The sequence below is a fragment of the Glutamicibacter sp. genome (assembly GCF_035257265.1).
GTDB lineage: Bacteria > Actinomycetota > Actinomycetes > Actinomycetales > Micrococcaceae > Glutamicibacter.
Map to the genome: position 1 here is coordinate 397,136 of NZ_DATEXC010000038.1, position 13,252 is coordinate 410,387.

Here is a 13,252-nt window from a genome sequence, read left to right on the forward strand (position 1 = left end):
CCATCACCAGCTCAACCGCTGGCTTGTTGTGCTCAGCAGTAGATTTGTTATTCGGTCGGTTGTTGAGGCGTGTATACGGTATTGGATAGCGGCGCATAGGCATACCATTCAGTGTTTTCTCCACGTCGTGTTGCCTCCTGTGCGCGCAGTACTTCCTCTTCAAATTCTTTGATCTCAATAGCCAAAGCATTGAACACTTTGGCCGCGTGAGGGTTAAGAGCCGGCCCGCTCGCCCGAAACTTGCGTTCGGGCACATCTTCCACGAACGCGAGTAATTCAATTTCAAACCTGTCGCCAAGCTCATCAGCCACACGCTGCGCTAACCGTTCACCCTCAGCACCGAATCGATGGGCCAAACTAGGCGATTTCCACTCAAAATCTCGGTTCAAGCCGTCATAATAGGACTGTTCCCACTGCGAGAGTTCATGTGTCAATGCAGGAGATAGCTGCGCCGTGGCATAGTCAATAGGCTCGGTAAACCACAGCACCGTGTCTGCATAGTCCGGAAACAGACGCACCTTTGAAGGCACAGCCTCACGCGAAGAATTCATACTGTGATCCTACCGACACAGTCCAGTCAGAACCACCCTCGGCTTACACCCCTCAAGGGATGGAAAAGGACCGGCAAGGACCTCCGCCTTCCCAGCCGACGCATTATCGCCCCCTAGCCAACTTTCCCCCATGGACCGGCAGAGTCGAGCGGAATTCTCTCTGACTTGAGCGACATGATCAATAGCATTATTCCTGCGAACAGAACTGCAATGGCTAAACCGAGTACGGCCGTGTCTGTTGAGGTCGCTGGGCAGCCCGCAGAACTATCATCGACATCCGGGCAGCTTCTCCACGGCTGTAAAAACATGACGAAACTCCCTGCTGCCCCTGAAAGTGCGAACAGGATTCCTAATGTAACGTAAATGGGCTTCCGAAAAGAATGCATGTTCTATCTAATCACAGCTTCACTTGGTGCTTCATCGCCCCATAAATAGAAAATTCTATGTGAATGAGCTTCAGCTCCAGCCGAGGCGCAAGCAAAACACTGTGACGATTCGTGCTCGGTATGGCAATCACATCGCAGCACTCACAGACAGTTGCGACCACGGAGAACAGAAGCCAAACTGGGCACTATTCTGGTTCAGAATGTTTCCGGAACCTTGGACTAGATGATGGTGTCTCCAGTCGGTGCAGGAGTCTTCCGACCTGCACTAAATATGCGCACAATGCTGACTACCAAAACAACGAGCAAGCCGATCATTCCCACGACCGTTAGTGCATGCCCGTTGCCGCTTGACCAAGATAAGGCCATACCCAGATGTAGCAGAAGCAAATCAGCTGCTAGGAAAACCATCATGCGTTCGCCTTCACGATAGATGAACTGCGCGTTCGCCTCTGTTATTAAATTGGGGTAATTAAGCAACCCTGGTTTGGTCGAGGCCCAACTAGTGAGGACAGCCATTGCAACCATGACGCCAGAAATCCAAAGTACGCTTGATTTTTCCCCATAGCTATCGGGCTGACCCATGACATCGAAATGCGTAGGTATCTTGTCCGGCATCGATGGATACTGCGCTACAACCCATGCAGAAATCAGGACTGAGACGATGAGAGACACCACGCGTAGGCCTCGAACGAAGTACCCGGTTGCATAGATGCGAGGTGGCCTCATCGGTGCGGTCACGCTCATCATTGGCTGTTCCTTCAGTTTGAAGTTGATTAATATCAGACGTACAAGGAAATGATGTTTGGCCGTTGCATCAGACCCTCCGAGATTTCGAAGTAATCCATACGAGGAACCCTATGAGAGTCTTCATCCCGTTGAAATTTTCACGAGCCGCTCGTGGCGATCTTTTTCTTGGTTGCTTCAACCAGCATCTCGGCTCCATCACTTTGGATTATGTATCTTTTTCCGCTCGTCAATTTGATCTTTAACGCTGGACCGGATTTCCATAGGATGACACTGGAACGGTCCTGCCCCCGTTTCCACCCACCGCCGAGATAATCCGAAGTGTCCACATGCTCAACATATTCGACGCTTGAAATCTCCGTATAGGAAAGACGTCTCATTCCAAAAGGGAACAACCCAAGGGAAATGTGCCCGTCTTTCATCCCAATAAAGCTGAATGAGATTATCACCCCAATGCAAACGTAGGCTCCAAGCACTACAAAGGCAATAAAAATAGGCTGCATGGAGCCACCCAGCATCGGCTGAATATAGGATCCAATTACTACCGCAAAGGTGACCACGCCCAGTAGTTTCGCCCACCAAGGCGAAGCAGTTCTATAGTTGGCTACCTTTGGAGCTTTCATACGCACCCGCTCACGGATACGTCATTCTCAGTCATTAATTGATTGTTCCGTGGGAACGAACCATGTGGACTGATGTGCAACGTCGGTTCTGCTCTGAACCCATTTTTCTACGCTGATAATTTCTCCGGTTTTAACATCTTGGTAGATGACCGCTGGTACACCGGACTCGATTAACTGTAGTTCAGCACTACTGAGGTTTTTCGAAATTTCTTCGTTGCTAGGCTGCTGTTGAGCTCCAAAGAGTTCAGAAAGCTCGGTGGGAGAAGGAGCAGGTCCAGTCGGCGCGGCCATCGCAGGTGCTACGAGAAACGTGCCCGCGAGAAGTGAAGCGCTAACAATGGCAACGGTCGTCGAGAGAGTCTTTTTCATTTGTCCTCAGAATGTTGAAAGTTACAGGTAGTGCAAACGCTACCTGCTACTTAAAACATATCCTCACCAGCCGAAGAATTACGACGTTCAAACGACACCGCACGTATCGAAGCGATAACGATTCGTCCCGATGAAACATTTTGAAAATGTGAGTACGGCAAGGATACGAAGTGTTAATCCGAACCCCCAGATTTTCACTACGCTGTTCGGGTCACCTGTAGGCGTAGCCCGTCAGCGGAACCCTACGCGGGACAGCAACGTCGCAGCGGAATGAACAAGTGAGAAATGCGGTGGCTTCTGGCAAGTTCGATCCTAGGAATACGGGGCAACCCAGCTATTCTGGCCCAGATGGTCCGAGAAATGGCGGTCTTCGTTAACTTCGACAATGAGCGACTCTCTTCGAGAGTCCATCGTCCTTCGATCAGCCATGAACTGGACAACCATAAATTAGATCCCGCCTCGGGGTAACAACTTGCCCTGACTGGACATGTATAGGTATGAGCACCTCAGAAATAAAGCAGAACCGGAAGGCACGGTTCTCCAGACTGTATGAACTGGCCTACACCGATGTCCTGCGGTTCATCCAACGTCGGGCTGGTCCAGACCATGCGGAGGACATCGTCCACGAGGCTTTTCTCGTTGCCTGGCGGCGCTTGGATGAGATTCCCGCCAAGCATAACGACGCCAGGGCCTGGCTGTTCGCAACAGCGCGGAACGGCCTGCTCAACAACCAACGAGGACAGGCACGCCAAGGAGCGCTGGCGGTCAGGATCGCAGCCCGGGCACCTACCTTCGCTGACACTGAATCCGAGCTGACCCATCAACGCATTGATCTAGCCTCAGCCTGGCAACGGCTGCGCCCCGACGACCAAGAAGTCCTTGCCCTGGCGATTTGGGAAGATCTGACCTCGTCGCAAGCCGGCCAGGTACTAGGGATTTCATCGGCGGCTTACCGCATCCGGCTTCACCGGGCGCGCAAATCGTTGCGACGCGAACTTGATGCTTCCCCCTTCCCGGCGCCACTCGCCGGATCTCTCATGACGGAGTGACTGACATGGTTAAGAACAAATACCCGGAACTAGACGCATTTGGACCCCTTGATTCAGCTCCCCGAAGCGATCTTGACGAGGCCGAACAGATCAGGGCAAACGCGAGATTGCAGCAAATTCTCGCCGTCGATCCGGACAACGGGAATACGGGGAACGGTACGATCGGGAGACGCCGATCCAAACCTGCACGTCGGATAGCGGCTCCTATCGCTCTGGCCGCAGTGGCTGCTATCACCGCAACGGCGGTGATTCTGCCGGGATCGGGAAACAACGATGCGGCGTATGCGTCATGGAATGCTGTGCCAAGTTCCATTAGCAACCAGGATAGGGCCGTAGCCGATGCTGCCTGCCGCGGCCAGCTAGATCTCTCTGCCCCTCAGTTGGATCTTGCCGAACGACGGGGTGAGTGGGTGGTCTTGCTTTACACCGCTTCCGAGCATATGGCAGGTATGTGTCTCGCCCACCTGCCAGCTGGAACACAGAAGGCTGACAACATTGATTTCAGCAAGGGCGGCGGCGATCAAGGGTTCCTTCCAGTTGCGGGCGAATTCACCCAGGGGAACATTGCCGAATTTCGCGGTGGCAATATGTTCGGGGTCAGTGAGCGCCCCGAAATTGCACTCACCCACGGAAACGTGGGTGAGGATGTAGCAGCGGTAACGATTACGACCCCGGACGGCCAATTGGTCAAAGCTACCGTCCAGGACGGCAAGTACGCTGCTTGGTGGCCGGGTAAGGCCTTCGGTGACGAATTGGAGGGCAACGGCGGACCGGCGCCAGATATCTCCTACACGATCACTCTGAAGGACCAGACGGTCATCGAAGATGCAACTCCAAGGAAGCCGGCCTAGACCGACCTGGTGTCACGTGGGCGCGACGTGCTATCCGGCACAACGCCGGATATCTCGTCGCGCCCGTTACCTCCAGCATTGCTTCGCTTTGGGCATCAGAAAGATGTATCCCATAGCCACCGGGATAGTTGTTTTGTTTCGATAGGTGGTCCGCTAAAGAAGCGCCCGCAAGGGGAACGCTTTACGGGACGGTCACTATCCAGATGGTCGAATTAGGTATCCCCGCCTTTACCTCGGAACCATGCCGGACGTCGTGGGCGGCGTTGCGGGATTGCCGCGGCCTGAAAATGATCTCGCCCTGCAAGTTCGAAAACGCGTCCGAAAAGCACGGATTTCGCGCTGGGGGCTCCAGGGTCGCGAGGGAGAACCCCGGTGGATGCCCACAACGATTCACGCAACCACTGGCCGAATCCATGGACCCGGAAGTTGCCGACCATGTTCGGGTCTTCTGCTCCGTGCTCTATGACAATGAGCAGGCGCTGAAGGCTGCTTAGTTCGTCCTGAATTTGGTTCCACTCGGCGTCCTCATCAGGGTACTCAATGCCCGAGTCCTCTTCCGACTCTTCTAAGGACCATTCAGCATGTTGATGCTCTTCAGCAGTCGCCCGCTCTTTGAGTAAACGGGGATCATGGATGGTGTAAGCGCCGACCACAAACCGCCGATCAACGAATTCGTCCGCCAAGGTTTCTTGGTTCGCCTCGAAATCGAACGCTGTCGCTCCAAATCCTTGCAGCAGGGCGATGGCCTCGGAAACCGTAGGGCAACTCGGGACTTTGAAGTGGCGTTGCGCCAGAGCAAGCAGGGTTTTATATTCACTCATGATCATTTCATCTAACACCATCAATTCGGGTGTGGGGATTTTCAACGCAAAATGCTGCAAATTGGAGTCCCAGATTGCGCCACGCGTCCGAGGGAATCGCTCTGCTTCGTTCAGAAGAGGAACCCTCTCCGGGACGCCGCGCTCCACACATTTCTTTTTGCAGACCCAGCAACCATGGATCTTCATCGGCGCTGCAAACATCGCTGGATTGCCAGTTGTTAGCATGAGACCATGCGGACCGCCACAGCTATATCCACCATTGCACTTTTAAGCTTGCTTCTTTGCTCGTGTTCGCCAGGTGGAGTGAGCATACCGTTGGGTCATGAAGACCTTCCGCAATGCCCTCCAGCTTTGATTGAAGCAAATGGCCTGCGCGATCTCGGAGAACCTGGCTGTAACTTGCAAGGGTCTTCTCTCGTTCTTCCAGATGGAACAACCTTAGAAGTTGGCGAAGTTGGAGCAGTCCAAAGCCAACAGTTCATTTCGAGCGAGGGGTCTCAAAACTCAGAGTATCTGGTGGTGAATTGGGGTGTTCCTGGCTTAGGAGTCACCAAAATTACGTCTGGGGAAACCGTCAGTTGGGCAACTAGCGATGCTGCACAATACCTTCAAGAGCAACAGCTACGGCTTTAGGATTTCAAGGCGCCCGGGCACTAACCCTTACCGGACAGCAAAAGAGGTCGACCAGTGATCTGTCTTTTTCCTGAACATGTCAAGAACTTCGGCTGGAGTCCGCGTGCGCAGGGCGGCTCAGGGCATAGCCGCTTGATGGCGTGAGTCGGTGATCACTCCGCGACCGGGTTTGAATCAAGCCAGAATGCAAAGGGTTCAGAACCGAGCTGTTCCACGGGTGGGAGTCGCTGGTCTGAAGCGCCGAACGTCATAAAGTCCACCGAATGAAGGACTCCGTCCGGTGCCCAGAGGTTCAGGTGCCCGAGAAGAGTCTCACCTTCGAGGACCTCGAGACTCGCGAAAGGCCCGCCTGGATGTGGCGGAATCCTTGGCAGATTCGGATGCTCAGAAACCTCGATAAGGAAATCGTCGCAATCATCGAACGCCAAACCGCCCCAGTGAGCACGAGCTGCCTGTTGGCGTGCTTCTTTTGTTCCTGGCCAGTTGCCCGAGCACAAAAGCTCTAGCAGGGCGCGTTCTTGCGAATTTAGCGGGCTACCTGGCACCCGTCGGGAATTGTCATCCATTTCATCAGTATCCCAGCCTTGTAGCCAGTGCGCCCCTTTTCCCTCCGTCGTCATGAAGCGACGTGAACCACGACCGCGAGCGTGTCCGCCACCTGAACTAGGTGTCGTTTTCAGAAGTCCACTGCACGGAATAGCAGAAGCGTCTGCACTACCTAGGTGCGTTCGCGAGGGGAACCCTATAAGGGCGGTCCGGATATCCATGGTGCGGTCCGGTCAAATGCTGGTGAACAGGCGGTGCTTCGTGCTGACCGATGTATCATGGACCGTCGATATTAGCCAGAAGTATGCTGATCTAAGGGTGCGGAAGTGTATCCATATTCTTGTGTCGCTTGTTAGGAGCCCAGATGCAGGTCCAATATCCTATTTCTGAAGAAATCGCTTTAATAGTTCCCAGGCTGCGTGACGTTTCTGGCCACGAGGCAATGGCCAGGCTCTTTGCATTCCTCCGAGCCGTTAACGTCGATTGTGAACTCGACGAGTCCGGTACCGCGATCACCTACGGCCCGAAGCCTGACGGGCCTGACGCAGAAGGCCCCGAAGGTGAATTCATTCAAAGCCTGATCAGTATCTTTGACGCCCGACTAAGAGCTGTCCCCGCGGTTGAGGAAAGACTTGCAGCTAAAAAGCTAATAAACACTTGGAAAAACAGTTCCCAGTGAATCCCGCGCAACCGTCTTTCACGAAGATTGGCACCGGGTCGGGAAAGTCATGGATTAGTTAGGAGCGTCAAGCAGCGACCGTTCCGTCGCCGGAACCTGCTGCGGGACAGAATTAACAGGCGCAGCGTGCCACTTGCCTTAAATGGCCTTCCGCGAGCCAGCGCGCACTCACTTACTTATACTTCCGCCCTGTGAAGCGGTTGCGAAGTCGATCAAGCCATCCTGCAACCTCTGGCATGACCCGGGACCAGCCCACTTGAGCAATGAACCGCTCCGCGTCGGCCAGGGCGGCTTCGTACTCGGCGCGGCTGAACACCACTACCTGAGGAAAGAGCGATTCTGGATCGTTTGCATCGGACTCGTCGTCGTTTTCATCGTCGTCATCGACAGTTTCGGCCCAGTGGGGTTGTCTCCAAACGATTGTTTCGGCTGTCCTCTCGACATCCACTACAAGATTGCCGCAACCCAGATCGCCGCACGCCCGGCAGACAGCGATTTCAAGTTCGGTCCCTGAAAGCCTCTCATCGCGGTCGCCGAGTACCCCGCGGTACTCAGCCAACGTTCGTAGCGCCGCTCCGCGGACGAAACGGCGTGCAAACGGAGAAACACCCCATTGCTTCTGAGGGTCAACGATGTCGATGACAGCCCGCCCGTCGATGACGAGATCCACGGCTTGATCAGTGGGGTTCCACCGCGCCGCGATCGATGAGCTGGGCGTACTCGGCGATTCCATTTCGCCAGTATGGCACAGTCCGAATTGGGATGGTCGTTGAAGCTCCCGCCGCCCTTTAGCCGAACCCTCCACGGAACACCGGATACGATCGTTTCTGGATGCCTCAGACGCTTGAACGTATTCCAAACGAGAGAGGTTAAGTTCCGGTCCATGAAAGATGATCAAAAGGCACTGAATTACCTCGCCCAGCTGAAGGATCAGGTTGAGAAGATCACGATGACCTTGCCGGAGGATTTCAGTGGTCGAGTCTATGTGCGTAGGCACTCTGTCGTTTTAGATCTTCAAGGCCCTCGGCTCGGCGTCTTCACGCTGGTGCTGGGAGGCGAGGCACCGGAGCTTGTTTACGATGAGCAATATGTCGGATTACGAACGATTCCCGCAGGGTTGGACGAGGTCATAGAATTTGCGGAAGAAACCATTGACGACGTTGCCACTTTTGTCCTCAGCTCACAACCGCTAGTGGTTTACAAAAGCCCCATTTTTCGACGGTCCTATCTCTGCATACCGAGTAATCACGGACCGGAGTGGAAGCTCAAGAGGTTCAGCTAAAGTATCGAGGACCGGCCTCAGTGTCCCAAGCCGTCAGCACTTCTGCCCAGAGATCTCCGTGCTGTGCCAACCGTAAGCGGAACGCTGAGTGGGACTAAGTTTGAGTTCAACGGAACGAACCCGGCACTATGGACGAATGCAGATTGAACTAACTCGTTTCCGAGTCCGCGAGAACACACAGAGCATCGTCGATGAGTGGATGCAATTCCTGACCGCGAATGTTGCCGCAGTTCGAGAAACTCTTGAACCCGAACAAATGTACGTTGAGACGATTTTTTCGGAGAGGATCGATGGAATCGATTACTTGTACTGGTACAGCGTCCAGGGCGAAGACGGTTCAGGAGTTGAGCAATCGGAGCACTGGCTTGATGAAAAGCATATGCAGTACTGGCGCGCGTGCATTGATGACCGTTTCCCTGCGGAAGATCTGACACCTCGTGTCACGATGATTCCGGAACGCGTGGAAGCAGCAATGAAGCCGCTGGCGACGAGCGGTGAGGCGAGCTAACCAATCTTCGGATCGTTGCTTAAAAGGGGAACGTTCACTGGAACAATAATCCGGCGGCTGCCACGGGTGGTGGACTTTATGCGTTCCTTGCGTGCCCCGCGTCTCCGGGCCTGGCACTAGGCCTCATTTTCGGGCTTGGAGTCGTGCCTATATGGTGGAGTCCTTGGGGACATCCCAGGGGATTTGGGGGAACGGATGGCCGTGATTGATTTCGCCCGTGGGGTGTACAGCTGGAAAACGATCTGGCTCACCACCGCAATCAGCGCCTTGGCGCTGATTGCCAGCATCTATGCGGTAGAGCTCCGTTCTTATTCCTTGCCAATCGGGTTCACCTCCGCGTTACTCCATTGCGTCCTCTCAGGATGGTTGTGGCGTGAATACGTTTACAACGGCATAGATTTCGAAGCGGACTACAGCTATGCCCCCTCCGGGCTTGCCAAAAGCTTCTACCTGCTCGTCTCGTTCATCGCGTTGCTGGGCCTTTCCCTGACAGTCACCATCATCGACATTGAACAGGGCTGCCTCTCCGCTCTCCAGCATGAGCTGGGCGTTTGCTCGGAATAGTCGGAAGCCCCTTTTGAGGAACCTTCTACGGGACACCTTCGCCCCGCTACCCCTGCAGAATAAACATTCCGTCCGGAGACTCAGTAAATTCTCGCAACCGGTTTGCTGAGAACACGCTTACAGACCACGGCGACTCAGCATGGAAAGGGGTGAGATGCCAGTCCGAGAATCGATGAGACAGGGTCATAGCTAATCCGGCCACTGCATTGTCTTGATCCACGGGGCCGCCCTGGATGCTCGTGGTGGTTCCGACGATGAAAATACCCCCGGGCTCCAGAAGTTCTCCCACCTTGTCAAAAGTTGCACGTAAGTCATCTGCCGATAGAAAGGCCGGAACGTTTCCAGACATGAGCACGACGTCGTAGCCCTGGGGAAGGCCGTTCATGGCCAGTTTCTCTGGCGCTGCTTCAGTGGCGGCCATTTGGCGAAACCACGACGGCTCATAGAGGTCCTCAGCAACCTCAAGCACCTCACGCGTGGGATCGATGCCGTAGGCGGCGTGGCCGCGGGCACGTAATCCATTGACAGCATTGCCAATGCCACATCCAATATCAAGCACCCGCGCACATCGCTTGCTCATCATGTCAATGAAACGTACGTCCACCTCCATGTCTGTTTGAGCGTGTGCGAGGTGGCGCATTTTCGCTGCATATTTATCATAGTCTCGACCGGGTTCATGACCCTAGCCTCCCACGAAAGACAATGGGACACGGGGAACCGGCGTCTGGCGTCGGGTGCTACCCAAACGCATCGTGTTCTTCAGGGAGCCGTCAATTGGATAGGTTTCGGCAGCGGGTTGACCCACTCGTTAAAAAGCGTTCTACCTACCGCACTACTTCTTTATTTAGCTGTTGAAGACGGAAGGCGGCTGTGATGTGGGGGAAACTAACAAGGCCAGTGTCTGCTGATGCGGTTCGTTCGCCCAGACGACGGATTTTCGTCAAAACGGCCTCCTTGTCGGATCGCTGTGTCACAAATGCCCATGAGCTGGCTAGGTGAACGAGCTGGTCCACGGAAAGCTCGAAGTTGAAAGAGAAATCCATGCGTTCAAACGTGCCTCGTCCGGCAAACTCTGCCGGTACGCTCCGGATTTGCTCAGCTGGGGGTCCCTCTGGTTCGACGATCGCAGAGAGCGCTTTTACCCAATCGCTGGCGCGGTCCCAGGTATGCCAGGCCAAGCCCATCATGCCGTTTGGTGTCATCACACGATCACATTCAGCTATGGCCCGTTCGGGGTTTACCCAGTGCCATGCTTGGAGACAAACAATAGCGTCCACACTCTGGTTACCCAGAGGGAGGTGTTCCGCCGAACCACTGGCAATGCTGATTCGATCAGCAACGTCGGGCGGGAGATCCTCACAGGCCGTTCGGAGCACGGACAGCATATCTTTGGACGTATCAACTGCGGTGACAGTGCATCCGAGTGCTGCGATAGTCCGGGTTCCCAAGCCTGTGCCAGCTCCCAGATCCAAGACTGCCAGCCGGTGACCGCGTGAGGGTGACCCCAGCAGCCACGAAATCACCTCGGCCGACCATGCGGGGCGCACTTCATCATGCAGAACCGCACTGTGGCTCGAAACTGTTGGCGGACAATTGGTCTGATTCATATCTGTCAGCCTAGCGAATGCCAGGTCCGGGGACGTTTTGAAGGTCGTTGATTAACCGGCACAAAAATCAGGAGAAGAGGCCGTGTCAACACGTCCAGTTGAGAACCCTTAGCGGGACAGATCTTTCTCGAATAGCAGATGGCGTTCATCGTAATATGCTTCGGTGACTCCGATTGATCTCATCTCAAGGCGCTCACAAACCTTTTGGGAGGCCACATTGAGTGGATCAGTGACGGCAATAACGGCCCGAAGCCCACTGGTTGCCGCGTCCGCCATGACAGCACCGGCAGCTTCAGTAACGTAGCCCGCCCCTTGGGCATCAGGGTGCAGATGCCAGCCGATCTCCACCGGACGTTCACCCTTTGTACCTGCTGAGAGCTGGATAGGTTTGAGCAGGACATTTCCGAGTATGTCACCAGTTTCTCGGGAAGTAACTGCCCATATCCCGTGGATCGGGTCATCAATGGCACGTCGGCGAATGATGGATTCCACAGCTTCGGAGCGAGTAGTCATCGTCTTTGCATGAGGCCCAAGAAAACGAACTGTATCCCAGCGGGATTCAAGGTCGAATAGAAAGTCCGCGTCGTCTAGTTCCCACGGCCGCATGATTAGTCGCTCGCTGTTGATAATTCTCATTCGTCAATTCTCTACCAAGGCGAGGCTACATCCAGTGAACCCAAACAGGTGTCCCGTAAGACGGTCATCCTACGGGACGCTCGATCCGTTGACTTGTACATGCTCGAAACTCCGAGTTTTCAAAGATTTCAGATTCCCGTATACCCCGCCCGAGAAAATGCCCGCGAGCCTTATACGGGGCACATAGATTCCGGCCAAATTGCCACTCTCAGCGACAAGATACACGCCCAAGCGCCCCGCTCTGCGACGAGGAGAACTCTCATATTCCTTGGAGTGTTGGAAGAACAACCCAACTTTGAATTAGTCCTTGCAGATAGCCATAAGAATCATCTTGGGTCCTATGTCGACAGGGCTAAGTCCCAGTTTGAGAAGACTGGCGTTCACGATGAAGAATCCAGAAACTGAATTCTTCATGCGTCTGAGAAAAATCCCATTGCCAGCTTTCGAAATTACACGTTTTAATTTTTGACAAGACCCATAGCCGTAAAGGCTCGGTGATAGATTTCTTTGATCACGGATTCTTTACGGGCGTTGTATTGCATAGTGTGTTCGTCTGCTGCCGTAGCCTGCGCTGCGGCTATCCGTTTCGCTTCTGCGTACACCCGTCGCTCGATTGGGTGCGCACGCAACCAATCACGGAAAATGCGATGTTTGATTAGTTCTGGACTGTCATACCCGAAGACATGTAAGTTGCATGCTGGGTTCGAGTGCCGCAATACACGATGTCCATACCACCAAGGTTCGCGGACAACTAGGTGAAAGCCGACTTTTTCGAGTGCCGGAACATAGAGCTGTTCTTCATTTGGATCAGCAATCACCAAATCTATGTCGATGATTGGTTTCGCGGGGAGTTCCTGCACAGATGTCGAACCGACATGCTCAATCGCCAGAGCCCGCCATCCCAAGACGTTTCTGATTTTCGTAGCAAGAAACTGGAATTGTCCTGCCCACTCTTCGTTCCACTCAGCAATCTCAACGCCTGGCAAAGGCCCCGCTCCAGGAAGGTAAGGAGATTGCCCTGCAGGCGGTACAGGTTCGGAGAATGAGGTAATTTCGGCACGTTGTGGCATGAGAACTATTATCAACTCTTCTTTGGCTCACAACATTCAGACAGGCAAGGGTCCACGTTCAAATTTCTAACACAGCTCTAGCCGTCATCGGCATGTGCTTTCCTAACTGAAAGACGCGCAACCTCTTCCCGCCAATGGATGAGTTTATTACTCATGCATTAAGATGTTTCCTCCGGCGTAACTGCCAAAGGCTTATAACGATTCCAAGGGGCGCGAAGACGAATATAACTGGCAGCGGATTGAATGAGTGCTTCTTGATACCAATAGCCTCGACCCAGTATCGCTCCGGTCCGGCTTGTCGATATTGAAACCACGAAGAAGAGCCAAAACATA

At 54.0% G+C, this 13,252-nt stretch carries 17 protein-coding genes; 6 read left to right on the forward strand and 11 right to left on the reverse strand.

From position 1 onward, the window contains the following. Positions 1–47: 47 nt before the first annotated feature. The 4 genes from VJ369_RS10640 to VJ369_RS10655 form a co-directional block, all read right to left on the reverse strand. Positions 48–551 (reverse strand): hypothetical protein, encoded by a 504-nt coding sequence (locus tag VJ369_RS10640; RefSeq protein WP_324092036.1) that lies wholly within the window; start codon positions 549–551, stop codon positions 48–50. 605 nt (positions 552–1,156) lie between these two features. Then, positions 1,157–1,684 carry a DUF1648 domain-containing protein gene (locus tag VJ369_RS10645; protein WP_324092037.1) on the reverse strand — a complete coding sequence of 176 codons (528 nt, stop codon included), beginning with the start codon at positions 1,682–1,684 and terminating at the stop codon, positions 1,157–1,159. Between the two features lie 137 nt (positions 1,685–1,821). Beyond that, positions 1,822–2,304: a hypothetical protein gene (locus VJ369_RS10650; protein WP_324092038.1), complete on the reverse strand. Its 483-nt coding sequence runs from the start codon at positions 2,302–2,304 to the stop codon at positions 1,822–1,824. A 27-nt stretch (positions 2,305–2,331) separates the two neighbouring features. Continuing rightward, complete coding sequence (locus VJ369_RS10655; protein ID WP_324092039.1) at positions 2,332–2,673, reverse strand: hypothetical protein; 342 nt, start codon at positions 2,671–2,673, stop codon at positions 2,332–2,334. Positions 2,674–3,170: 497 nt separating this feature from the next. Between VJ369_RS10655 and VJ369_RS10660 the strand changes: the two genes are divergently transcribed. Together VJ369_RS10660 and VJ369_RS10665 are read left to right on the forward strand one after the other, a co-directional pair. After that, positions 3,171–3,722: a sigma-70 family RNA polymerase sigma factor gene (locus VJ369_RS10660; protein ID WP_324092040.1), complete on the forward strand. Its 552-nt coding sequence runs from the start codon at positions 3,171–3,173 to the stop codon at positions 3,720–3,722. Between the two features lie 5 nt (positions 3,723–3,727). Further along, on the forward strand, positions 3,728–4,573 hold the full coding sequence (locus VJ369_RS10665) for a hypothetical protein (RefSeq protein WP_324092041.1): 846 nt from the start codon (positions 3,728–3,730) through the stop codon (positions 4,571–4,573). Positions 4,574–4,785: 212 nt separating this feature from the next. On the opposite strand, the gene VJ369_RS10670 is transcribed toward VJ369_RS10665, so the two are convergent. Both VJ369_RS10670 and VJ369_RS10675 read right to left on the reverse strand, forming a co-directional pair. Continuing rightward, the gene (locus VJ369_RS10670) at positions 4,786–5,394 is read right to left on the reverse strand and encodes a hypothetical protein (RefSeq protein WP_324092042.1); all 609 of its coding nucleotides are present in this window, start codon (positions 5,392–5,394) and stop codon (positions 4,786–4,788) included. A gap of 785 nt (positions 5,395–6,179) precedes the next feature. Further along, positions 6,180–6,593, reverse strand: a complete 414-nt coding sequence (locus VJ369_RS10675) for a hypothetical protein (protein WP_324092043.1) — start codon at positions 6,591–6,593, stop codon at positions 6,180–6,182. Positions 6,594–6,937: 344 nt separating this feature from the next. Here VJ369_RS10675 and VJ369_RS10680 point away from each other — a divergent pair, with 344 nt between their 5' ends. Then, a complete protein-coding gene (locus VJ369_RS10680) occupies positions 6,938–7,252 on the forward strand; it encodes a hypothetical protein (RefSeq protein ID WP_324092044.1) in 315 nt (104 codons plus the stop codon). Positions 7,253–7,424: 172 nt separating this feature from the next. On the opposite strand, the gene VJ369_RS10685 is transcribed toward VJ369_RS10680, so the two are convergent. Continuing rightward, complete coding sequence (locus VJ369_RS10685) at positions 7,425–7,985, reverse strand: hypothetical protein (RefSeq protein ID WP_324092045.1); 561 nt, start codon at positions 7,983–7,985, stop codon at positions 7,425–7,427. A gap of 150 nt (positions 7,986–8,135) precedes the next feature. Here VJ369_RS10685 and VJ369_RS10690 point away from each other — a divergent pair, with 150 nt between their 5' ends. From VJ369_RS10690 to VJ369_RS10700, 3 genes are all read left to right on the forward strand, one after another. Beyond that, complete coding sequence (locus VJ369_RS10690; protein WP_324092046.1) at positions 8,136–8,534, forward strand: hypothetical protein; 399 nt, start codon at positions 8,136–8,138, stop codon at positions 8,532–8,534. Between the two features lie 136 nt (positions 8,535–8,670). Continuing rightward, positions 8,671–9,042 carry a DUF6176 family protein gene (locus VJ369_RS10695; RefSeq protein WP_324092047.1) on the forward strand — a complete coding sequence of 124 codons (372 nt, stop codon included), beginning with the start codon at positions 8,671–8,673 and terminating at the stop codon, positions 9,040–9,042. Between the two features lie 201 nt (positions 9,043–9,243). After that, entirely contained in the window at positions 9,244–9,606 is a 363-nt protein-coding gene (locus VJ369_RS10700; protein ID WP_324092048.1) for a hypothetical protein, read from the forward strand. Positions 9,607–9,652: 46 nt separating this feature from the next. Here the strand turns inward: VJ369_RS10700 and VJ369_RS10705 are convergent, their stop codons facing one another. The 4 genes from VJ369_RS10705 to VJ369_RS10720 all read right to left on the reverse strand — a co-directional run bounded on the left by VJ369_RS10705 (position 9,653) and on the right by VJ369_RS10720 (position 12,919). After that, positions 9,653–10,246 (reverse strand): class I SAM-dependent methyltransferase, encoded by a 594-nt coding sequence (locus VJ369_RS10705; RefSeq protein WP_324092049.1) that lies wholly within the window; start codon positions 10,244–10,246, stop codon positions 9,653–9,655. Positions 10,247–10,430: 184 nt separating this feature from the next. Next, positions 10,431–11,213 carry a class I SAM-dependent methyltransferase gene (locus VJ369_RS10710; protein WP_324092050.1) on the reverse strand — a complete coding sequence of 261 codons (783 nt, stop codon included), beginning with the start codon at positions 11,211–11,213 and terminating at the stop codon, positions 10,431–10,433. Between the two features lie 108 nt (positions 11,214–11,321). Continuing rightward, on the reverse strand, positions 11,322–11,849 hold the full coding sequence (locus tag VJ369_RS10715) for a GNAT family N-acetyltransferase (RefSeq protein ID WP_324092051.1): 528 nt from the start codon (positions 11,847–11,849) through the stop codon (positions 11,322–11,324). 458 nt (positions 11,850–12,307) lie between these two features. Further along, positions 12,308–12,919, reverse strand: a complete 612-nt coding sequence (locus VJ369_RS10720; RefSeq protein WP_324092052.1) for a GrpB family protein — start codon at positions 12,917–12,919, stop codon at positions 12,308–12,310. Positions 12,920–13,252 lie beyond the last annotated feature (333 nt).

Coding starts and splice junctions, on each gene's coding strand:
- VJ369_RS10650 (WP_324092038.1), bottom strand. CDS start 2,304: ATGAAAGCTCCAAAGGTAGCCAACTATAGAACTGCTTCGCCTTGGTGG.
- VJ369_RS10645 (WP_324092037.1), bottom strand. CDS start 1,684: ATGATGAGCGTGACCGCACCGATGAGGCCACCTCGCATCTATGCAACC.
- VJ369_RS10695 (WP_324092047.1), top strand. CDS start 8,671: ATGCAGATTGAACTAACTCGTTTCCGAGTCCGCGAGAACACACAGAGC.
- VJ369_RS10685 (WP_324092045.1), bottom strand. CDS start 7,985: ATGGAATCGCCGAGTACGCCCAGCTCATCGATCGCGGCGCGGTGGAAC.
- VJ369_RS10710 (WP_324092050.1), bottom strand. CDS start 11,213: ATGAATCAGACCAATTGTCCGCCAACAGTTTCGAGCCACAGTGCGGTT.
- VJ369_RS10655 (WP_324092039.1), bottom strand. CDS start 2,673: ATGAAAAAGACTCTCTCGACGACCGTTGCCATTGTTAGCGCTTCACTT.
- VJ369_RS10680 (WP_324092044.1), top strand. CDS start 6,938: ATGCAGGTCCAATATCCTATTTCTGAAGAAATCGCTTTAATAGTTCCC.
- VJ369_RS10675 (WP_324092043.1), bottom strand. CDS start 6,593: ATGGATGACAATTCCCGACGGGTGCCAGGTAGCCCGCTAAATTCGCAA.
- VJ369_RS10640 (WP_324092036.1), bottom strand. CDS start 551: ATGAATTCTTCGCGTGAGGCTGTGCCTTCAAAGGTGCGTCTGTTTCCG.
- VJ369_RS10665 (WP_324092041.1), top strand. CDS start 3,728: ATGGTTAAGAACAAATACCCGGAACTAGACGCATTTGGACCCCTTGAT.
- VJ369_RS10720 (WP_324092052.1), bottom strand. CDS start 12,919: ATGCCACAACGTGCCGAAATTACCTCATTCTCCGAACCTGTACCGCCT.
- VJ369_RS10660 (WP_324092040.1), top strand. CDS start 3,171: ATGAGCACCTCAGAAATAAAGCAGAACCGGAAGGCACGGTTCTCCAGA.
- VJ369_RS10715 (WP_324092051.1), bottom strand. CDS start 11,849: ATGAGAATTATCAACAGCGAGCGACTAATCATGCGGCCGTGGGAACTA.
- VJ369_RS10690 (WP_324092046.1), top strand. CDS start 8,136: ATGAAAGATGATCAAAAGGCACTGAATTACCTCGCCCAGCTGAAGGAT.
- VJ369_RS10705 (WP_324092049.1), bottom strand. CDS start 10,246: ATGCGCCACCTCGCACACGCTCAAACAGACATGGAGGTGGACGTACGT.
- VJ369_RS10670 (WP_324092042.1), bottom strand. CDS start 5,394: ATGAGTGAATATAAAACCCTGCTTGCTCTGGCGCAACGCCACTTCAAA.